18 protein-coding genes are annotated in these 19,916 nt (G+C 55.4%); 10 read left to right on the top strand and 8 right to left on the bottom strand.

All coding sequences use genetic code 11. The features are described from left to right. Positions 1–188 precede the first annotated feature (188 nt). The 3 genes from kduI to ACOTXL_RS14195 all read left to right on the top strand — a co-directional run bounded on the left by kduI (position 189) and on the right by ACOTXL_RS14195 (position 3,578). Complete coding sequence (gene kduI / locus ACOTXL_RS14205) at positions 189–1,025, top strand: 5-dehydro-4-deoxy-D-glucuronate isomerase (protein ID WP_003862837.1); 837 nt, start codon at positions 189–191, stop codon at positions 1,023–1,025. A 63-nt stretch (positions 1,026–1,088) separates the two neighbouring features. Further along, positions 1,089–1,850, top strand: a complete 762-nt coding sequence (gene kduD, locus ACOTXL_RS14200) for a 2-dehydro-3-deoxy-D-gluconate 5-dehydrogenase KduD (RefSeq protein WP_003862835.1) — start codon at positions 1,089–1,091, stop codon at positions 1,848–1,850. Between the two features lie 312 nt (positions 1,851–2,162). Then, positions 2,163–3,578, top strand: coding sequence for a sugar porter family MFS transporter (locus tag ACOTXL_RS14195; RefSeq protein WP_023314780.1), 1,416 nt, complete (start codon positions 2,163–2,165; stop codon positions 3,576–3,578). An 82-nt stretch (positions 3,579–3,660) separates the two neighbouring features. On the opposite strand, the gene ACOTXL_RS14190 is transcribed toward ACOTXL_RS14195, so the two are convergent. From ACOTXL_RS14190 to ACOTXL_RS14175, 4 genes are read right to left on the bottom strand one after another with little or no spacing between them, the layout of a single operon-like run. Further along, a complete protein-coding gene (locus tag ACOTXL_RS14190) occupies positions 3,661–4,947 on the bottom strand; it encodes an ABC transporter substrate-binding protein (RefSeq protein ID WP_003862832.1) in 1,287 nt (428 codons plus the stop codon). 13 nt (positions 4,948–4,960) lie between these two features. After that, the gene (locus ACOTXL_RS14185; protein WP_003862829.1) at positions 4,961–6,088 is read right to left on the bottom strand and encodes an ABC transporter ATP-binding protein; all 1,128 of its coding nucleotides are present in this window, start codon (positions 6,086–6,088) and stop codon (positions 4,961–4,963) included. Between the two features lie 12 nt (positions 6,089–6,100). Next, on the bottom strand, positions 6,101–7,003 hold the full coding sequence (locus tag ACOTXL_RS14180) for a carbohydrate ABC transporter permease (protein ID WP_003862827.1): 903 nt from the start codon (positions 7,001–7,003) through the stop codon (positions 6,101–6,103). Further along, on the bottom strand, positions 6,996–7,886 hold the full coding sequence (locus ACOTXL_RS14175; RefSeq protein WP_003862825.1) for a carbohydrate ABC transporter permease: 891 nt from the start codon (positions 7,884–7,886) through the stop codon (positions 6,996–6,998). The genes ACOTXL_RS14180 and ACOTXL_RS14175 overlap by 8 nt, the downstream gene beginning before the upstream one ends. A 544-nt stretch (positions 7,887–8,430) precedes the next feature. Here ACOTXL_RS14175 and wzz(fepE) point away from each other — a divergent pair. Next, positions 8,431–9,567, top strand: coding sequence for an LPS O-antigen length regulator Wzz(fepE) (gene wzz(fepE), locus ACOTXL_RS14170; protein WP_023314779.1), 1,137 nt, complete (start codon positions 8,431–8,433; stop codon positions 9,565–9,567). Positions 9,568–9,600: 33 nt separating this feature from the next. Here wzz(fepE) and ACOTXL_RS14165 read toward each other — a convergent pair whose 3' ends face one another. After that, positions 9,601–9,924, bottom strand: coding sequence for a cupin domain-containing protein (locus ACOTXL_RS14165; RefSeq protein ID WP_003862821.1), 324 nt, complete (start codon positions 9,922–9,924; stop codon positions 9,601–9,603). A 135-nt stretch (positions 9,925–10,059) separates the two neighbouring features. Between ACOTXL_RS14165 and ACOTXL_RS14160 the strand changes: the two genes are divergently transcribed. After that, positions 10,060–10,752, top strand: coding sequence for an aspartate/glutamate racemase (locus tag ACOTXL_RS14160; RefSeq protein ID WP_023323698.1), 693 nt, complete (start codon positions 10,060–10,062; stop codon positions 10,750–10,752). Here ACOTXL_RS14160 and ACOTXL_RS14155 read toward each other — a convergent pair. Next, positions 10,747–11,673 carry a LysR family transcriptional regulator gene (locus tag ACOTXL_RS14155; protein ID WP_023295367.1) on the bottom strand — a complete coding sequence of 309 codons (927 nt, stop codon included), beginning with the start codon at positions 11,671–11,673 and terminating at the stop codon, positions 10,747–10,749. The genes ACOTXL_RS14160 and ACOTXL_RS14155 overlap by 6 nt on opposite strands. Before the next feature lie 120 nt (positions 11,674–11,793). On the opposite strand from ACOTXL_RS14155, the gene lysA reads away from it, so the two are divergent. Then, positions 11,794–13,056: a diaminopimelate decarboxylase gene (gene lysA, locus ACOTXL_RS14150; protein ID WP_045350881.1), complete on the top strand. Its 1,263-nt coding sequence runs from the start codon at positions 11,794–11,796 to the stop codon at positions 13,054–13,056. Here the strand turns inward: lysA and ACOTXL_RS14145 are convergent. Further along, positions 13,026–14,063: a LacI family DNA-binding transcriptional regulator gene (locus ACOTXL_RS14145; protein ID WP_003862814.1), complete on the bottom strand. Its 1,038-nt coding sequence runs from the start codon at positions 14,061–14,063 to the stop codon at positions 13,026–13,028. The genes lysA and ACOTXL_RS14145 overlap by 31 nt on opposite strands. Positions 14,064–14,362: 299 nt before the next feature. On the opposite strand from ACOTXL_RS14145, the gene ACOTXL_RS14140 reads away from it, so the two are divergent. The 4 genes from ACOTXL_RS14140 to ACOTXL_RS14125 all read left to right on the top strand — a co-directional run bounded on the left by ACOTXL_RS14140 (position 14,363) and on the right by ACOTXL_RS14125 (position 18,448). Continuing rightward, entirely contained in the window at positions 14,363–15,688 is a 1,326-nt protein-coding gene (locus ACOTXL_RS14140; protein ID WP_003862812.1) for a PTS sugar transporter subunit IIC, read from the top strand. A gap of 7 nt (positions 15,689–15,695) precedes the next feature. After that, complete coding sequence (locus ACOTXL_RS14135; protein WP_045350880.1) at positions 15,696–17,123, top strand: glycoside hydrolase family 1 protein; 1,428 nt, start codon at positions 15,696–15,698, stop codon at positions 17,121–17,123. Positions 17,124–17,201: 78 nt separating this feature from the next. Next, positions 17,202–17,975 (top strand): GntR family transcriptional regulator, encoded by a 774-nt coding sequence (locus tag ACOTXL_RS14130; protein ID WP_045350878.1) that lies wholly within the window; start codon positions 17,202–17,204, stop codon positions 17,973–17,975. Continuing rightward, the gene (locus ACOTXL_RS14125) at positions 17,972–18,448 is read left to right on the top strand and encodes a GNAT family N-acetyltransferase (RefSeq protein ID WP_003862808.1); all 477 of its coding nucleotides are present in this window, start codon (positions 17,972–17,974) and stop codon (positions 18,446–18,448) included. Before ACOTXL_RS14130 ends, ACOTXL_RS14125 begins: the two co-directional genes overlap by 4 nt. Here ACOTXL_RS14125 and galR read toward each other — a convergent pair. After that, the gene (gene galR, locus ACOTXL_RS14120) at positions 18,403–19,425 is read right to left on the bottom strand and encodes an HTH-type transcriptional regulator GalR (protein ID WP_003862806.1); all 1,023 of its coding nucleotides are present in this window, start codon (positions 19,423–19,425) and stop codon (positions 18,403–18,405) included. The genes ACOTXL_RS14125 and galR overlap by 46 nt on opposite strands. Positions 19,426–19,916 lie beyond the last annotated feature (491 nt).

Raw genomic sequence — 19,916 nt, 5'->3', positions numbered from 1 at the left:
TGAGGGTCTTAAAGATTTATCGTGATCGAAACTCCATTTCTGGCATAAACAGGCAGAAAAAATGAAACGTTGTTTTAAATGCAATTGAAAACCCCGTTGTCAGGGGATAATATGTGTTCATCACGAAAACGGAACATTGTTTCGTTATTTATCTTTGCCTTCGGGCACGATCAATTCTGGAGGTTTACGTGGACGTCAGACAAAGCATCCACAGTGCGCACGCTAAAATGCTGGATACTCAGGGGCTGCGCAGTGAGTTTTTAGTTGAGCAAGTGTTCGAAGCCGACAAGTACACCATGGTCTACAGCCATATTGACCGCATTATTGTGGGCGGGATTATGCCGGTGGCGAAAACCGTCTCCGTGGGCGGTGAAGTGGGCAAACAGCTGGGCGTGAGCTACTTCCTCGAACGCCGTGAACTGGGCGTGATTAACATCGGCGGGCCGGGCACCATTACCGTCGATGGCCAGTGCTACGAAATTGGTCACCGCGACGCGCTGTACGTCGGCAAAGGCGCGAAAGAGGTGGTGTTCGCCAGCATTGATGCCAGCAAACCGGCGAAGTTTTACTACAACTGCGCCCCGGCTCATACGACTTACCCAACCAAAAAAGTCACGCCAGCGGACGTTGCCCCGGTGACCCTTGGCGATAACCTCACCAGCAACCGTCGCACCATCAACAAATACTTTGTTCCGGATGTGCTGGAAACCTGCCAGCTCAGCATGGGGCTGACCGAGCTTGCGCCGGGCAACCTGTGGAACACCATGCCGTGCCATACCCACGAGCGCCGCATGGAAGTCTACTTCTATTTCAACATGGATGAAGACGCCTGCGTGTTCCACATGATGGGACAGCCGCAGGAGACGCGCCATATCGTTATGCACAACGAGCAGGCAGTCATTTCGCCGAGCTGGTCCATCCACTCTGGCGTGGGAACGAAAGCCTATACCTTTATCTGGGGGATGGTCGGTGAAAACCAGGTCTTTGATGACATGGACCACGTCGCTGTTAAGGATCTGCGCTAGTCGCAGGCAGTTAAGCATACATCTGCCTGTTGCTGACAGGCGCTGAACGATTAAGGAACAAACATGATTCTGGATGCATTTTCTCTGCAAGGTAAAGTGGCTGTGGTTTCCGGTTGTGACACCGGGCTGGGGCAGGGTATGGCGTTAGGTCTGGCGGAAGCGGGCTGCGATATCGTCGGGATTAACATCGTTGAGCCAACGGAAACCATCGAGCGCGTCACCGCGCTGGGCCGCCGTTTCCTGAGCCTGACCGCGGACCTGCGCAAAATCGATGCGATCCCTGAGCTGCTGGATCGCGCGGTGGCGGAGTTTGGGCATATCGATATTCTGGTCAACAACGCCGGCCTGATCCGTCGTGAAGACGCGATTAACTTCAGCGAAACGGACTGGGACGACGTGATGAATCTGAACATCAAGAGCGTGTTCTTTATGTCCCAAGCGGCTGCGAAGCACTTCATTGCTCAGGGGAAAGGTGGCAAGATCATTAATATTGCCTCCATGCTCTCTTTCCAGGGCGGCATCCGCGTGCCGTCTTACACCGCATCGAAGAGTGCCGTGATGGGCGTGACCCGTCTGCTGGCGAACGAGTGGGCGCAGCACAACATCAACGTCAACGCGATTGCGCCGGGCTACATGGCCACCAACAATACCCAGCAGCTGCGTGCGGATGAAGAGCGCAGCGCGGCAATCCTGGAGCGTATTCCAGCGGGTCGCTGGGGTCTGCCGAGCGATCTGATGGGCCCGGTTGTATTCCTGGCGTCCCCGGCTTCGGACTACATTAACGGCTACACCGTTGCCGTAGACGGCGGCTGGCTGGCACGTTAAGTCAGCCCGAATAAAGAACCTCTGCCCTCGGGTAGAGGTTTTTTTTGCGCCAAAATTGGCTTTATCCATATCCATAAAGATGAAAAATCCATACTGAAAAGGAATGAATGACGGGTGTCACACATTTATTGCTTAAATATTAACTAATTAATCAAAAATAAGGTTAAACCATCCTGATTTGAAATTGTAATGTCCATCACAGATCGGTGTGTCGTAGCGAAATAATCCATATCTTCACCATTTCCGGCCTGACACTTTCTTCCGGTATCTCGTAATTTCACTTAACGAATTTCGCTGTTGAGGCAGGAAACAATGACATCTGTAAATGACTCTACCCTTATGCCCGCTGCGCTGCGCGATACCCGACGCATGAACCAGTTTGTTTCTGTTGCGGCCGCCGTAGCCGGTTTACTGTTTGGTCTGGATATCGGCGTTATCGCGGGCGCACTGCCCTTTATTACCGACCACTTTACGTTAAGCAACCGCCTGCAAGAGTGGGTGGTGAGCAGCATGATGCTGGGTGCGGCCATCGGCGCACTGTTTAACGGCTGGCTGTCGTTCCGTCTCGGGCGCAAATACAGCCTGATGGTCGGGGCGATCCTGTTTGTTGCTGGCTCTCTTGGTTCGGCGTTTGCCACCAACGTTGAAGTGCTGCTGCTTTCTCGCGTGCTGCTGGGCGTGGCGGTGGGTATCGCGTCCTACACCGCGCCGCTTTACCTCTCCGAAATGGCGAGCGAAAACGTGCGCGGGAAGATGATCAGCATGTACCAGCTGATGGTGACGCTCGGTATCGTGCTGGCGTTCCTGTCGGATACGTACTTCAGCTACAGCGGCAACTGGCGGGCAATGCTTGGTGTGCTGGCGCTGCCTGCGGTGCTGCTGATTGTGTTAGTCATTTTCCTGCCGAACAGCCCGCGCTGGCTGGCGCAAAAAGGGCGTCACGTGGAGGCGGAAGAGGTGCTGCGCATGCTGCGCGACACGTCTGAAAAAGCGCGTGAAGAGCTGAACGAAATCCGCGAAAGCCTGAAGCTGAAGCAGGGCGGCTGGTCCCTGTTTAAGGCAAACCGCAACGTGCGCCGCGCGGTGTTCCTCGGCATGCTGTTACAGGCGATGCAGCAGTTCACGGGGATGAACATCATCATGTATTATGCCCCACGCATCTTTAAAATGGCTGGTTTTACCACCACCGAACAACAGATGATCGCCACGCTGGTGGTGGGGCTGACCTTTATGTTCGCCACCTTTATCGCGGTGTTCACCGTCGATAAGGCCGGACGTAAACCGGCCCTGAAAATTGGCTTTAGCGTAATGGCGCTCGGCACCTTGATCCTTGGTTACTGCCTGATGCAGTTCGATAACGGCACGGCGTCAAGCGGCCTCTCCTGGCTCTCCGTTGGCATGACCATGATGTGCATCGCCGGTTACGCGATGAGCGCCGCACCGGTGGTGTGGATCCTGTGCTCTGAAATTCAGCCGCTGAAATGCCGCGACTTTGGTATCACCTGTTCCACCACCACCAACTGGGTGTCGAATATGATCATTGGCGCGACCTTCCTGACGCTGCTGGATGCGATTGGCGCGGCAGGCACCTTCTGGCTCTATACGGTGCTGAACGTGACGTTTATCGGCGTGACATTCTGGCTGATCCCGGAAACCAAAGGCGTGACCCTGGAGCATATTGAACGCAAGCTGATGAAAGGGGAGAAACTACGTAATATCGGCGTGTAATGTCATTGCCCGGTGGCGCTTCGCTTACCGGGCCTACGATACCGTGTAGGCCGGGTAAGCGAAGCGCCACCCGGCTTTGTTTTTACCGCATCGCACGTCTCAAAATACGCTCCGCCTGACGCTGGAAGTCAGCGGCCGTCTCTTCCACGGTTTTCTGCCCGTAGTCGATATACTGCAAAGAGGTACCGAACTGCGCCACAATCTGTGGGTCGTCAAAGTATGGCGAGACGGTGAGTTTCGCCGGCAGCGACTGCGCCAGGCGCAGGCCCGCCACGGAAGGATCGTCCTCTTTAATGGTGCCGTCTTCGGTCAGATACTGCACCGCCACTTTGCTCAGCGGCACGCCGCGCTCAAGACCCAGCGTATCGACCCCTTCTTTGCTGTTGAGCAGGAAGTTAATCAGCTTCGCTGCCGCCTCTGGGTTTTTGGTCGTCTTACCAATCGACAGCATCTGCGCCGGTTTGAAGAACAGACCTGCGTCGGTGGCGCCCGGCAGCATTGGGTAGTTGCCCAGCTCCAGTTTCGCCGGTGGCTTCAGGTTGTCGGAATATTTGTTGATGGTGGAGTTCCACATGTAGGTGCCGCCCCATTCACCCTGGATCCACGGCTTCATTTCATACATGTTGCTCTTACCGAACGAGGCATAGTATTTGGTGTCTGGCATGACGTGGCTGTCGATCAGCTTTTTGTAGGTCTGGAAAAACTCTACCCACTGTTCCTTTGTGTAGCTGAACTTTTTGGTTTTCTCATCCACCGCAGGAATGTTGTACTTCTGGATCATGTACGAATTCAGCAGCGCCAGCGTATCCTGATGCTCCAGGATCACCGGATAGTATTGCTTGCCGAGCTTGCTCTCGAAGGTTTTACCGGCCGCCATCAGCTCGTCCCAGGTTTTCGGGTACGCAATACCCGCTTTTTTCCAGGTTTCGTCATTGAAGTAGAACACGCGCGCCGTCACCGAGATCGGAATGCCGTTCAGCTTGCCGTCCACGGTGGTGGTTTGCAGCTCTTTGGGATCGAACTGCGACAGGTCAATCACGTCCTTCATCTTGTTCAGATCGTAGAAGCCGTCACCGGTTTTCGAGAAGATCGGCAGCCAGTTCCAGTTCGTCTGCATTACGTCCGGCTCGGTGCCGCCCGCAATCTGGGTGGTCAGACGGGAGAGGTGACCATCCCAGCCGGTGTATTCCGCTTTCACGTTGATGTCCGGGTTCTGCTTATGGAACTCTTCCAGCGCTTTCAGGGTGACCTGGTGACGGCCGTTGCCGCCCCACCAGGACATCCGTAAATCCACATTCTGCGCCATCGATGGCAAAGCGGTAAGACCCAGGGTCGCGGAGATTGCTGCGCTTAAAAGCACTTTTTTCATTTTTATCACTCCATCAGAGAGAGAGGTTCTGTTCAGTTTTTGCGTCAAAAATATGACACTTGTTCATCTCAAACGTGAAATACACCTTACGATGAAGCCCCTTATCAATCATTGGTTTAGCTTCATCGGACGGGATTCGGGCGGTCAGTTCGTAGTCCGCGACCTTCAGGTACACAAAGAATTCGTGGCCCATGTTCTCAACGCGCACCATCTCCCCGCTACAGCCGCCGTTCGGGAAGGGCTCATCAGAGAGCGACACAAATTCCGGACGCACGCCGTAGTAAATCTCCTGACCCGCGTAGGCCGCGACTTTCTCCTGCTTCTCCGCGTTCAGCGGCATGGTTTCATCGCCAATGGCGATGTGCAGCTGGCCCGCTTTTTCGACCAGCACGCTTTTGCGTATATTCATCTCCGGCGCGCCGATAAAGCCCGCCACGAACATGTTCCTCGGCCTGTGGTAGAGGTTGTCCGGCGTATCCACCTGCATGATATGGCCGAGCTTCATCACGCAGATGCGGTCGCCCATGGTCATCGCTTCGGTCTGGTCGTGTGTCACGTAAACGGTGGTCGCCGGTTTTCCTGACTTCTTCAGTTGCTTATGCAGGTCGGAAATACGAATACGCATCGAAGCGCGCAGTTTGGCGTCGAGGTTTGAAAGCGGCTCATCGAACAGGAACACATCCGGTTTTTTCACAATCGCACGGCCTACCGCCACGCGCTGCGCCTGGCCGCCGGAAAGCTGGCGCGGCAGGCGGTCGAGCAGCTCTTCCAGTTCAAGAATTTTGGCAGCTTCATTCACCTGAGACTCAATCTGATCTTTCGGCAGTTTGCTCAGCTTGAGACCAAAGGCCAGATTCTCGCGCACCGTCATGTGCGGATAGAGGGCATAGTTCTGGAACACCATTGCAATACCGCGCTCTTTCGGCGCGAGGTTGTTCACGATCTTGTCGCCAATGCGCACCTCGCCGCCGCTGATGGTTTCGAGCCCCGCCAGCATGCGCAGGGTCGTGGATTTGGCGCAGCCAGATGGGCCGACGATCACCATGAATTCCCCTTCAGCAATTTTAAGATCGATAGCGTGTACCGCTTTAAAGCCGTTGGAGTAGACCTTTTCCAGCTTGTTGAAAATAACTTCAGCCATGGTATTTCCCTCTTAACCTTTAATTCCGCTGCTGGTGACGCCCTGTACGAAGTAGCGCTGTGCCAGGAAGAAGACAATGATGGATGGCAGAATGGAGATGCTCGCCATTGCCAGAATTTCGTTCCACGGCGCGCCTTCGGTGACATCGATGGACATTTTCAGCGCCAGTGCGATGGGGTATTTATCCACGCTGTAGACGTAAATCAGCGGCCCGATAAAGTCGTTCATGGACCACATGAACTGGAACAGGGCGACGGAGATAATGGCCGGTTTCAGGATCGGCACTACCACGTACCACAGCACCTGAATGGAGTTACAGCCGTCAATCTGCGCCGCCTCTTCCATGTCACGCGGGACGCCGCGCAGGAACTGGATCAGCATGAAGACGAAGAACCCCTGAGTGGCGAAGGCCAGCGGCAGGTACAGCGGCATATAGCTGTTGAGCATGCCCATTTCACGGAACATCAGGTACTGCGGGATCAGCAGCACGGTGCTGGGCAGCAGCATGGTGGTGATGAGCGTGGCGAACCAGAACTTCTTCCACGGGATCTCGAAGCGGGCAAAGCCGTACGCCACGATGGTGGAGGAGATAATGGTCAGGATCACTTTCGGGATCACATACTTAAAGGTGTTCAGCATGTAATGGCCGAAGTTGTACTCGGTGCCGGTTTTCCAGCCGTTTACGAAACCATCCCAGGTGGCGTGGGCAGGCCACAGGCTCAATGTGGTGAAGATCTCGTGGTTCGGTTTGAACGACGCGGAGAACATCCACACCAGCGGGTAAAGCATCAGCAGGCCGACAACCAGCAGAATCACATAGCGAACGGAGGCGTTGATTTTCTCTCTGCGCAGCGTGCGGGCCACTTCGCGTTCGGCGACGCTTCTTGCCGTGGAGAGTTGTTGAATATCAGCCATTTTTGCCTCCTTTATCGGCGGAGTAGAACACCCAGTATTTCGACGACTTAAAGGCGATACCGGCGAAGACGGCCACCACCAGGAACAGGATCCACGCCAGCGCCGCGCCATAGCCCATATCGAAATACTTAAAGGCGGTGTCGTAGATGTAGAGCGAGAACAGATAGGTCGAATAGGTTGGCCCGCCGCCGGTAATCACGTACGGCCCGGTAAATTCCTGGAACGCCTGCGTGGTCTGCATGATGAAGTTGAAGAAGATCACCGGCGTAATCAGTGGCACGGTCACCTTCATGAACATCTGCCATTTCGATGCGCCATCGATCATTGCCGCTTCATACTGGGACTGCGGTACGTTTTGCAGCGCGGCCAGGAAGATGACCATCGCGGAACCGAACTGCCAGACGCGCAGCAGGGTAACGGACATCAGCGCCAGCGACGGCTCGCCCAGCCAGTTCACCGGATCAAAGCCAAAAACGCCGATAAAGCTGTTCAGCAGGCCATCGATGGCAAATAAGGCGCGCCACAATACGGCAATGGCGACGGAGCTGCCGAGGATCGACGGAATATAGTAGGCCGTTCGGAAAAAGCCGATGCCGCGTAATTTAAAGTTCAGGACAAAGGCAATTCCTAATGCAAAGGCGAGCTTTAGCGGGATGGTTAAAAATACATAGGCAAAGGTCACGCCCATGGATTTCCAGAAGAGCGTGTCTTCGGTAAACATGTAGCGATAGTTTTCGATGCCGTTAAACACCGGCGGACTCATCAAATCGTAATCCGTAAAGCTGAGGAAAAACGATGAGACGAAGGGGAATGCCGTAAAGAGTATCAGCCCGATGATATAGGGTGATATCCATGCGAGCCCCAGCAGCTTGTTTTCATTCATACATACCTACCTGGCAATCAATGGTTTAATACGAAATCTGCTTTGTTACATTTTCCCAGGCCTGCGATGCGCGGCATGGGAGCTGAAATTCAGGGTGCAACGTCTGGCAACGGCAAAACCTACGTTTGTTTTTTAACGCTTTTTTGTCTTTCGTCGTGGTGTAAGCGCTTCGGGTTTCAAAAGAGCTGAACCGGTGTTCTTGGATACTAAAACATCGTTTTATTTTATATTATTGCGATTTATTTCTGCGTCATTCGCTTAATGGTGGAAATGTGATCAGCGTCGAAACGCTGTTTCAATATAGTGAGGGAGGTGGCATTTTTGACTTTCCACGGACGTTCGCCGCGGCCCATGAGGAAGAGATAATGAAGCAAAAGGGGAGCAGGAATAACAATAGTCACGCAGCGTGGCTAACTACCGGATCTGATAGCAGGTCTACAGATGTACCAATTCGTCATTCAGATAATTCTTACATTCTTGTATGATTTGTTACACCGGAACCAGTCAGGCAGAATTTCACTGCATCCTTAAAAGAAGAACAGTTATGTCAGCGATGGATTTCAAAAAACATACGGATCTCAATTTTCCTCACTATGCTCCCCCGGCGGTCAGCGCTAAAGAAATAGATCTTCTGGGTCTGCTGGACGTCCTGCTGGCAGCAAAAAAACGCATCATCACCATTGTCTTTGCATTTGCACTGGTCGGCCTGGCAATCGCCTTTCTGATACCGCAAAAATGGACCAGTAAAGCGGTCATTACGCCCGCGGAACAGACGCAGTGGAGTTCGCTGCGCCAGATGATGGTGGCGCTCCAGGTGCTTGATGTCGACGTGAAAATTACCCGTGCGGATGTGTTTAATCTGTTTATCAAAAAGTTTCAGTCCCAGTCTCTGCTTGAAGAGTACATGAAGAGCTCACCTTACGTGATGGCTCAGCTCGATGGCGCTGAGGTTGACCCGCTGGAGCTGCACCGCGCGGTGGTCAATATTGCCGAAAAGATGAAGGCTGTTGATAACACGCAGGAAAAAAATGCCGATAAAGCACCATACCTCTCCTGGACGTTAAGCTTCACAGCCCCAACGGCAGAGGATGCGCAGAAAGTGTTGAATGGTTACATTCAGTACATCTCCCGCATCGTCGAGCAGGAGACCATGCAAAACATTCGCGATCAGCTGATCCTGAGAACCAAAACGGTACAGCAGCAGCTGGAGTTGGATCGGGTCCGTCTGACCAATATCCACAATACCAACCTGCAACGCCTGAACTACTCGCTGGAAGTGGCGAACGCGGCTGGGATCAAAAAGCCGGTTTACAGCAATGGACAGGCGGTGAAAGACGATCCGGATTATTCCGTCGCCCTCGGTGCGGACGGGATTGCGCAGAAATTGCAGATTGAAAAAAATCTCAAGGACGTTTCTGAGCTGAACGCCGATTTCCAGAACCGCGAATACTATCTGGCACAGCTGCAAAAACTCTCCTTCGAAGATGTGAGCCTGGAGCCGTTCAAATACCAGCTTTCACCTTCTATGCCGGTGAAAAAAGATGGCCCGGGCAAAGCCCTCATCGTGCTGCTGGCGTGTATTCTGGGTGGACTGTTCGCCTGTGGCAGCGTGCTGCTGCGCGAGGCTATGAGCACCCGCAACCCGCTGCCGGAACAACTTCCTGAGCCGGTAACGGAATAACATCAAAAAAGGCGCTCAACTGAGCGCCTTTTTTTATTTCAGGAAATCTTCGCGTACCGGCGTAAAGGTATCCAGCAGGGTGCCGGGTTTCAGGCAAACGCAGCCGTGCATCACGTGCGGCGCTTTATAGAGGGTGTCGCCCGCGGTCACCACATGCTTCTCCTCGCCAATGGTGAACTCAAATTCCCCCGAGAGAACGTAGGTGAGTTGCTCATGCGGGTGGTTATGCATCGGGCCAATCGCGCCTTCCTCGAAATTCACTTCCACCGCCATCATCCTGCCGTCGTGCGCCAGAATACGACGCGTCACGCCGTTGCCCAGATCCTCAAGCGTGGTCTCTTTATGGAAAATAAACATATTTTCGCCCTGTTATGTAATGAAACATTGTTTCAATTAACTTATCTCACCCGCCGAGAAAAGGAAACGTTTAGCCAAATAACTGGAAAGGCGATCACAAGTTTGCTTCACTGGGTGAAACGCACAGGAGGAAAGATGAAAACGATCGGTCTGTTAGGGGGCATGAGCTGGGAATCAACGATCCCGTACTACCGCCTGATTAATGAAGGCGTTAAACAGCGTATGGGCGGTCTGCATTCGGCCAGCCTGCTGCTGCACAGCGTGGATTTCCATGAAATAGAAGCCTGCCAGTCGAGCGGGGAGTGGGACAAAGCGGGGCAGATACTGGCGGACGCCGCGCTCGGGCTGGAGCGTGCGGGCGCGCAGGGTATTCTGCTGTGTACCAACACCATGCATAAGGTGGCGTCGCACATTGAAGACCGCTGTTCGCTGCCGTTCTTACATATCGCGGATGCCACCGGGCGTGCCATACGTACCGCCGGCATGACGCGCGTGGCGCTGCTGGGGACGCGCTACACCATGGAACAGGATTTTTACCGCGGGCGGCTGAGCAGCCAGTTCGGGATTGAAAGCCTGATCCCGGAGGAGGCTGACCGGGCGCGCATTAACCAGATTATTTTTGATGAGCTGTGTCTGGGCACCTTCAGCGAAGCTTCGCGCGCCTGGTACGTCAGCGTGATAGAGAAACTGGCGCAGCAGGGAGCGGAAGGGGTCATCTTCGGCTGTACCGAAATCGGTCTGCTGGTGCCGGCAGACCGAAGCCCGATACCGGTCTTCGATACCGCCGCCATCCATGCCGCGGATGCGGTGGAGTTTATGCTGTCATAAAGGTTTTTGCAGGTCAGGTAAGCGAAGCGCCACCTGACGCGCGTGCGCAATCAGATGTTCACTAAAGGCATCAACCAGCGCTGAGGCGGGCCGGTGCAGCGGGCGGATCAGGCTCACGGTAAAGGGAACGGAAACGCTAAAACGGCGCAGAACCACACCGCTGCTGGCGTAGTCCATGGCCGTGAGCGGGTTCACCACCGAAATACCCACGCCCGCGCGCACCATCGCGCAAATTGACGCCGCACTGTGCGTTTCCATCACCATCCGCCGCTTCACCTGATGTTCGGCAAACAGGCCATCCAGAAGCTGCCGGTAGCTGTCGGTCTGCGACAGGCTGATATAGTTCTCACCGTGAAAATCCGCCGGTGTCAGCACGGTTTTGTGGGCAAGCGGGTGGCTGGCAGGCAGCACGCAGACCTCATCCAGCGACAGCAGCTCCGTGCGTTCCGTTCCCGCTGGCGTGACGAGGGTTTCAGTCAGACCCAGATCGTGGCGCTGGGCCGAAAGCCACTCCTCCAGCAGCGGCGACTCCTGCGGCACGATGGTCAGGCTGACCTCCGGATAGCGGGCCAGAAACGGCTGTAACAGTACCGGCAGGAATGACTGGGAAAAGACCGGCAGGCAGACGATGGACAGTTCGCCCTGGCGGAACTCCCTCAGGCTCTCTGCCGCGCTCACGATCCTGTCCAGCCCGTACCAGGAGCGCTGAACCTCCTCAAACAGACGTAAACCCTGCACCGTTGGATGCAGCCTGCCGCGGGTGCGTTCAAACAGCTTCAGCCCCAGCACTTTCTCAAAACGCGCCAGCTCGCGGCTGACCGTCGGCTGCGAGGTGTGCAGCATGTGCGCGGCTTCAGTGAGATTGCCGGTGGTCATCACCGCATGAAAAATCTCGATATGGCGTAGGTTAACGGCGGGCATAGGGCACCTGATGGCTGAGCGTGTTCCATATCATTTTTGCATAGACTCACGATAAAACGATATTTTTTATTCTCTTCAGGCTATGGCGTAATGATAAAAAACAGATTTCCGGAGACGACCATGCCACGCCCGCTCAACCAGACCGAAACCGATTTAAACGCCGATAATCTGCTGCGCCTGCCTGCCGAATTCGGCTGTCCGGTGTGGGTCTACGATGCGCAGATTGTCCGCGAGAAGATCGCCGCGCTGCATCAGTTTGACGTGGTGCGTTTTGCGCAGAAGGCCTGCTCCAATATTCATATTCTGCGCCTGATGCGCGAGCAGGGCGTGAAGGTTGACTCCGTATCGCTGGGTGAGATCGAACGTGCGCTGGCGGCCGGGTTTGATCCGAAAGCCGACAGCGACGCGATCGTCTTCACCGCTGACCTGATAGACGACGCCACGCTGGCGCGCGTGCACGAGCTGCAAATCCCGGTCAATGCTGGTTCGGTGGATATGCTGAAACAGCTTGGGCAGGTCTCTCCTGGCCATCGCGTCTGGCTGCGCGTCAACCCGGGCTTTGGTCACGGCCACAGTCAGAAAACCAACACCGGGGGCGAAAACAGTAAACACGGGATCTGGTATGCCGATATGCCTGCGGCGCTGGAGGTTTTACAACGCTACAACCTCAAGCTGGTGGGCATTCACATGCATATCGGGTCCGGCGTGGATTATGGCCATCTTGAGCAGGTCTGTGGCGCAATGGTGCGTCAGGTTATCGATTTTGGTCAGGATCTGGAGGCGATCTCCGCCGGGGGAGGGCTTTCGATCCCTTACCGCGAAGGAGAAGAGGCGATCGACACGGATCACTATTACGGCCTGTGGAGCGCCGCGCGTGACAGGATCGCTGCCCATCTGGGCCATGCGGTGAAGCTGGAGATTGAGCCGGGTCGTTTCCTGGTCGCCGAAGCTGGCGTGCTGGTGGCGCAGGTGCGGAGCGTGAAGGAGATGGGAAGCCGTCACTTTGTGCTGATTGATGCTGGCTTCAACGACCTGATGCGCCCGTCCATGTACGGCAGCTATCATCACATTACCGCGCTTGCCGCCGATGGCCGCGATCTGGTCAACGCGCCGCGCATCGAGACCGTTGTTGCCGGCCCGCTGTGTGAATCCGGTGACGTCTTTACTCAGCAGGAAGGCGGTAAAGTCGAAACCCGTTCGCTGCCAGAGGTAAAACCGGGAGATTATCTGGTGCTGCATGATACCGGTGCGTACGGGGCGTCTATGTCTTCCAACTACAATAGCCGCCCGCTGCTGCCGGAAGTGCTGTTTGATAACGGCGTGGCGCGGCTGATTCGCCGTCGCCAGACCATTCAGGAGCTGCTGGCGTTAGAGCTGGTCTGATTAAACCACGGCCCTGTTGTCACCGAATCGCGTAACACCAGCGTGCCGGTGAACGGCGGGATCGCTTCAACCGGCTGGTTTTTTGCCAGCCGGATCGCCTGGTCGATTGCCGTGACGATCATGTTGTCGATCGGCAAATATACCGACGACAGGGCAGGCTCCAGCCACTTTGCGCTGGGGGCATCGTCAAAACCAAACAGCGAAATATCCTGCGGGATCTTCAGCCCGGCCTGGTGTAATGCTTTGGAGGCGCCCAGGGCCATATCATCATTACAGGCAAACAGGGCGCTGAACGATGTCTTTTCCGCAATCAGCTCCTTGCACAGCTCGTAACCCCGCGTCATGCCTGCATCGCCGTATTTAATCCGCCGCTCGTCGAGACGAATACCGTGCTTCTCCAGCGCCTTACGGTAGCCCATCAGCCGCGCTTTACCCGTTGGGGTGTGGATCGGGACGGTGATACAGGCGATCTCCCGATGACCCTGGCTTATCAGGTAATCCACCGCTTTGAAGGCCGCGTCCTGCTGTTCAAAGAAGACGCAGCGATCCGCCGCCTGGCTCACTTCACGGTTAATGATCACCAGCGGCGTCTGCACGCTGTTGATCAGCTTCAGGATCGTCTTTTCGCTCATGTATCGCGTGTACAGCACGATGGCGTCGCACTTGCGGTCGGCGAGCATCTGCACCGCCTGTTCTTCCTGTTCAGGGGCGTCGTGACCGTCGGTAACAATCAGCTGTTTTCCGTGCTTTTCGGTCTGCCGTGACGCCTGCTGTAGCAAACGACCAAAGTAAAAACCGTCGAACGTCGAGACGACAAGACCAATGCTGTTGCTGGTCTGGTTAGCCAGCGAACGCGCGAGAAAGTTCGGACGATAGCCCAGCTCCTCCATCGCGCGAAATACCTGCTGACGCGTGCTCTCTTTAACCTGACCTGTGCCGTTCAGCACGCGCGAAACGGTGGCCTTCGACACGCCCGCACGCAGTGAGACATCCAGCATTGTTGCCATTCGAAATTCCTGTTTCCACGTAATGGTTTGCAGTTTAACACAGACCATCCGGCGCATAAGCGACGTGGTAAGGGCAAAACCCCATAACGATCACGCTTTTCGGTAACGATCCTCGCCAGCGGGATAAATGCCTGTCATTGGCATGCCAAAATGGTGATAAATCGCAATCTGGAATACCTCTTACCTCATTGAGAGCTTAATCACAGAACAAAGCGCCTGTGGGCGCTATTTTTGGCATACCAATAGTATCCGGCTGTCCATCTTATTCAATAAAAGCCCTTTTACTGAGGTATTACCCTATGGCATTTCAGGAAAAACTGATCGACGCTCTGGGCAGTTTTGCCACCACGTTCAACAGCTATCGCTATATCCAGGCGATCAAGTCTGCGTTTATTACCTTAATGCCGGTCATCATTGTGGGGGCGTTCTCGGTACTGATCTCCAATATGGTGCTGGATCCGAAAAACGGCCTGGCGAGCTTTCAGTCGCTGTCGTTTCTGGCGGCGTTAAAGCCGATCACCAGCGCGCTCAACTATGCCACGCTTAACTTTCTCAACATCGGTGCGGTGTTTTTAATCGGCATTGAGCTGGGGCGTATTAACGGCATTAAGTCCCTGTTCCCCGGCCTGCTGGCGGTGATCTGCTTTATCTGCGTGACGCCAACCACGGTGGAAATGCTGGTGGACGGCGAGATGCACGTGGTGAAAGACGTGCTGCTGCGCCAGTTCTCCGATACCCGCAGCCTGTTCCTCGGCATGTTTATCGCCATCCTGTCAGTGGAGATTTACTGCTGGCTGGAAAACCGCAAGGGGCTGAAAATCAGGATGCCGGACACGGTGCCGCCGAACGTCGCCGCGTCGTTCTCTGCGCTGATCCCGGCCATTATCACCACCACCGCCATCGCCACCTTTGGCTTCGTGTTTCATCAGATTACCGGCATGTATCTCTACGACGCGGTTTACCAGGTGGTGCAACAGCCGCTGGAGCGCGTGGTGCAAAGCCTGCCGGGGATCCTGCTGCTGATGTTTGTCGCCCAGCTGTTCTGGGTGATTGGTATTCACGGCAACCAGATGATCAAGCCGATCCGCGAGCCGCTGTTGCTGGGGGCAATCACCGTTAACATGAGCGCGTTCGAGCAGGGCAAAGAGGTGCCAAACATCATCACCATGCCGTTCTGGGACGTCTATATGAGCATCGGCGGCTCCGGCCTGACCATCGGCCTGCTGATCGCCGTCATGATTGCCACCAAACGTAAAGAGATGAAGGAGATCGCAAAGCTCTCCATCGGCCCGGGTATTTTTAATATCAACGAGCCGGTGATCTTCGGGATGCCAATCATGCTCAACCCGATCCTGGCTATCCCGTTCATCATCACGCCGCTGGTGACGGGCTCGATTGGCTACTTTGCCACCGTGACCGGATTTGCCGGGAAAGCCGTGGTGATGGTGCCCTGGACCACGCCGCCGCTGATCAACGCCTGGCTGTCAACCGCGGGCTCCATGGGGGCGGTGATCACCCAGTTTATCTGCATCGTGACCGCGGTGATTATCTATCTGCCGTTTGTGAAAATTGCCTCACGCCGCGCAGAGCAGGCCGCGCTGCAACAAGCCACCGATAACGCATGAGGACCGGATGAGCATAAAACAGATAACTATACCGCAGGATTTTATGCTGGGCGCGGCGGCATCGGCCTGGCAGACCGAAGGCTGGAGCGGCAAAAAGCCAGGGCAGGATTCGTGGATCGATCTCTGGTACAAGAACGATCGTCACGTCTGGCACAACGGCTATGGCCCGGCGGTGGCAACCGACTTTATTAATCGCTTCCGTGAAGATGTGGCGCTGATGAAGCAGGCGGGCCTGACGCACTATCGCACCTCGATCAACTGGTCGCGCTTTTTGACCGACTATGAAAACGCCACCGTAGATGAAGAGTACGCCGCCTATTACGACGCGCTGTTCGATGAAATGCACCGTCAGGGCATTGAGCCGATGATCTGCCTGGAACACTACGAATTGCCGGGCGTGCTGCTGGAAACCTACGGCGGCTGGGCGTCGAAGCACGTCGTCGAGCTGTTCGTTCGCTATGCGGAAAAAGTGTTTGAGCGCTTTCACGGCAAAGTCACCCGCTGGTTTACCTTCAACGAGCCGATTGTGGTCCAGACGCGCGTCTACCTTGACGCACTGCGCTGGCCCTATGAGCAGAACACCAGCACCTGGATGCAGTGGAACCACCATAAAGTGCTGGCGACGGCGAAAGTGGTGAAGCTGTTTCGCGAGAAAGGGTATGACGGCTCAGTGGGTTGTATTCTTAACCCGGAAGTGACCTATCCACGCTCGCGCGCACCGTATGACGTGCGAGCGGCAGAGATGTACGATCTGTTCTACAACCGCGTCTTTCTCGACCCACTGGTGCACGGGCGCTATCCGCAGGCGCTCTTTACCCTGCTGGCGCAGCATCAGGTGCAGTGGGACTACACGGCTGACGAGCTGGCGCTGATTGCCGACAACACCGTCGATGAGCTGGGAATTAACCTCTATTACCCGCATCGCGTTAAAGCGCCATCCCGCGCCTGGCACCCGGAGACGCCGTTCCACCCGGCGTACTTCTACGAGCCGTTCGAGCTGCCGGGGCGGAGGATGAACACCTCCCGAGGCTGGGAGATCTTCCCGCGCATTATTTACGACATGGCGATGCGGATTAAAAACGACTATCGCAACATTGACTGGTTTGTAGCGGAAAGCGGGATGGGTGTGGAGAACGAAGCGCAGTTTCGCAATCGCGACGGCATTATCGATGACGCGTACCGCATCGCGTTTATCAGCGAACATCTCTACTACACGCTGCTGGCGCGGGAGGCGGGGGCAAACTGTCACGGTTATATGCTGTGGGCCTTCACCGACAACGTCTCGCCGATGAACGCGTTCAAAAACCGCTACGGGCTGATTGAGATCGACCTTGAAAACCATCGCGCACGGCGGGCAAAGAAATCAGCGTCCTGGTTCCGCCAGCTGCGCAATGAGCGTGTGCTGACGCTCAGGGTAGACGATGAATGGAAGTAAGCCTTCTGGTAAAATAGCGCACAAACTGGCCGGGAGGACGTCCGGCCCGCGCATTAACTGAAAAACACAGGTGAAAACGTGGATAAGGCTGTCATCCTGCCGGAAAAAAAACAGTACCAGGAGATTGGCGAGGATTTACGGGCGCAGATTATCCAGGGGCATTATCCCGTGGGATCGCGTCTGCCGCCGGAGCGCAACATCGCCGAGACGTATGGCGTGAGCCGCACTATTGTGCGCGAGGCGCTGCTGATGCTTGAGCTTCAGGGGACGGTGGATATTCGCCAGGGGTCTGGCGTGTACGTGATGCGCATTCCGGAGGAGCATGAAAACGAGGAAGAGCGTTTTCTGAACAGTGACGTGGGGCCGTTTGAAATTCTCCAGGCGCGTCAGCTGCTTGAAAGCAACATTGCCGCCTTTGCCGCAAAAATGGCGACGCGGGCGGATATCGACAACCTGCGCCGCATCATCGAGCAGGAGCAACGGGCGATTGCCGCAGACGATCGCAGCCAGGACAACAACAAAATGTTCCACCTTGTACTGGCGGGGGCCACACAAAACCAGATGCTGCTGGCGACCGTTGAAAGCGTCTGGCATCACATGGACAGCAGCCCACTGTGGCAGCAATTCAACGGCCACATCGCCAGCCGCGCATGGCGGCTGAAATGGCTCGGCGACAGGCAAACCATTCTCGCTGCGCTCCGCCGCCGCGACGTGATGGGGGCGTGGCAGGCGATGTTCCAGCATCTTGAAAACGTCAAAAAGAGCCTGCTTGAGCAGTCAGACGAAGACGCACCCGATTTCGACGGCTATCTCTTCGAATCGGTCCCTCTTTTCCAGGGGAAGCTGGTGTGAATATACTGCCGCTTCACGCTGCGCCGCAGTTTACACAGCAGGTGATCGACTGGATCTGGTACGCGTTTGGTGAAGGTATGCCGCGTGCCTTTTTCCAGAGCATTGTCGAGCATAGCCTGACGCCGGGCGAGTTACCGCTCACCTTTATTGCCGTTGAGGATGACCAGCTGCTGGGCACCGTTGGGCTGTGGCGTTGCGATTTAATTTCCCGACAGGATCTCCACCCCTGGCTGGCTGCGCTGTATGTCGATGAAGCCGCCCGGGGAAACGGGCTGGCGGGAAAACTTCAGCAGCATGTTATCGGCTACGCGCGACGCGCCGGGTATCACGAGCTTCATCTCTGGTCTGCCTGCCGCGACTTCTACGAACGTTACGGCTGGCACTACATCGGCGATGCGCTGGAATACCCGGATAAAACCGTCCATCTCTATCGCTGTTCGCTCACGGCTTCCGCGGGCGATACCACCGAGTGACGGCGCACTAAGGTTGGGCTGAACAGGTGGGTAATTTCCGGCGGCGGGCGATGCTCGGCCAGCGCTAACGCCAGTTCTGCCGCCTGCGTTGCCATGGTTACAATCGGGTAACGCACGGTGGTCAGGCGAGGGCGCACGTAGCGCGACACCAGCACATCATCAAAGCCAATCAGCGAAATTTCTGCCGGGACGTCAATCCCGTTATCATTCAGCACGCCCATTGCGCCGGCGGCCATGGAGTCGTTATAGCTGGCCACGGCGGTGAAATTCCGCCCGCGTCCCAGCAGCTCGGTCATCGCCTGCTCGCCGCCACTCTCATCCGGTTCTCCGTACGCCACAAGACGATCGTTGCAGGGCAGACCGGCTTCGCGCAGCGCGTCGTAATAGCCCTGAAGGCGATCTTCCGCATCGGAAATTGGGTGGTTGGAACACAGATAACCAATTCGGGTATGGCCCTGCTGGATCAGGTGACGGGTTGCGAGCCATGCGCCGTAACGGTCGTCGAGCGCCACGCAGCGGGTTTCAAAACCGGGAATAATACGGTTGATAATCACCATCCCCGGCATCTGTTTCATCAGATGGATCAGCTCGGCGTCGGGGATCATTTTGGCATGGACCACCAGTGCCGCACAGCGATGACGGATCAGCTGCTCAATGGCCTGGCGCTCTTTCTGTTCATTGTGGTAGCCATTACCAATCAGCAGGAAATTTCCGGTGTGATAAGAGACTTGTTCTACGGCTTTGACCATCGCACCGAAAAACGGATCGGATACATCCCCGACCACCAGCCCGATGGTTTCTGTCGACTGCTGGGCAAGGGCGCGCGCGTTGGCGTTAGGGTGATAATTCAGGTTTTCCATGGCGTCCTGCACGGCCTGGCGCGATGCATCACTCGCTTTAGGGGAGTTGTTGATTACGCGGGAGACGGTCGCGACGGAAACACCGGCCAGACGAGCCACATCCTTAATTGTCGCCATTCAATACCTTCTTATAGGGGTAAGCGTTTACACACTAACTAGTGTTGCGGAAAAGCGGCGCGCATTCAAGGGGAGCGGGTGAGCGTCCTCTGCAAACGTGAAGCAGAACATCCCTCGCGGTGTAATCGTTACACGGCCAGTCATGTCTGAATAATGGTAATCTGAACCTTTAGTTACACTTTGCCTCAGGCTGTTGCGATTGTCCGTTAGCAACGATGCGTTATGAATTGCTAGAGTCGAGATCCCAGAGGTATTGATAGGTGGAATCAACTTCGGTTGATTAACACGATTTACACCAACCTGCGTTTTACGCAGGTTTTTTTTTGCCTGTAAGTTCAACCTGTAACAGCAAAAGAGAATATTCACACCTGGTTGCACTTCGGCTCATTCCCTTGCGTTTTCCCGCTGGCGAAGCCTGTCGCCGGAGGCCACAATCAAGATCCCAGAGGTATTGATTGGTGAGAATTCCTGGTACGTTTTCGTACTCTTCT

Source organism: Enterobacter cloacae complex sp. IR5402 (genome assembly GCF_049238125.1).
Lineage (GTDB): Bacteria > Pseudomonadota > Gammaproteobacteria > Enterobacterales > Enterobacteriaceae > Enterobacter > Enterobacter hormaechei_C.
Note: the sequence above shows the minus strand (reverse complement) of the source record. Positions and strands in the feature narration are given on the sequence as shown.

What these genes read in the sequence shown, in the direction of transcription:
- ACOTXL_RS14135 (WP_045350880.1), top strand. Translation starts at nt 15,696, where the DNA reads ATGAGCATAAAACAGATAACTATACCGCAGGATTTTATGCTGGGCGCG.
- ACOTXL_RS14165 (WP_003862821.1), bottom strand. Translation starts at nt 9,924, where the DNA reads ATGTTTATTTTCCATAAAGAGACCACGCTTGAGGATCTGGGCAACGGC.
- ACOTXL_RS14160 (WP_023323698.1), top strand. Translation starts at nt 10,060, where the DNA reads ATGAAAACGATCGGTCTGTTAGGGGGCATGAGCTGGGAATCAACGATC.
- ACOTXL_RS14195 (WP_023314780.1), top strand. Translation starts at nt 2,163, where the DNA reads ATGACATCTGTAAATGACTCTACCCTTATGCCCGCTGCGCTGCGCGAT.
- lysA (WP_045350881.1), top strand. Translation starts at nt 11,794, where the DNA reads ATGCCACGCCCGCTCAACCAGACCGAAACCGATTTAAACGCCGATAAT.
- ACOTXL_RS14180 (WP_003862827.1), bottom strand. Translation starts at nt 7,003, where the DNA reads ATGGCTGATATTCAACAACTCTCCACGGCAAGAAGCGTCGCCGAACGC.
- kduD (WP_003862835.1), top strand. Translation starts at nt 1,089, where the DNA reads ATGATTCTGGATGCATTTTCTCTGCAAGGTAAAGTGGCTGTGGTTTCC.
- ACOTXL_RS14185 (WP_003862829.1), bottom strand. Translation starts at nt 6,088, where the DNA reads ATGGCTGAAGTTATTTTCAACAAGCTGGAAAAGGTCTACTCCAACGGC.
- galR (WP_003862806.1), bottom strand. Translation starts at nt 19,425, where the DNA reads ATGGCGACAATTAAGGATGTGGCTCGTCTGGCCGGTGTTTCCGTCGCG.
- ACOTXL_RS14190 (WP_003862832.1), bottom strand. Translation starts at nt 4,947, where the DNA reads ATGAAAAAAGTGCTTTTAAGCGCAGCAATCTCCGCGACCCTGGGTCTT.
- ACOTXL_RS14155 (WP_023295367.1), bottom strand. Translation starts at nt 11,673, where the DNA reads ATGCCCGCCGTTAACCTACGCCATATCGAGATTTTTCATGCGGTGATG.
- ACOTXL_RS14140 (WP_003862812.1), top strand. Translation starts at nt 14,363, where the DNA reads ATGGCATTTCAGGAAAAACTGATCGACGCTCTGGGCAGTTTTGCCACC.
- ACOTXL_RS14145 (WP_003862814.1), bottom strand. Translation starts at nt 14,063, where the DNA reads ATGGCAACAATGCTGGATGTCTCACTGCGTGCGGGCGTGTCGAAGGCC.
- ACOTXL_RS14175 (WP_003862825.1), bottom strand. Translation starts at nt 7,886, where the DNA reads ATGAATGAAAACAAGCTGCTGGGGCTCGCATGGATATCACCCTATATC.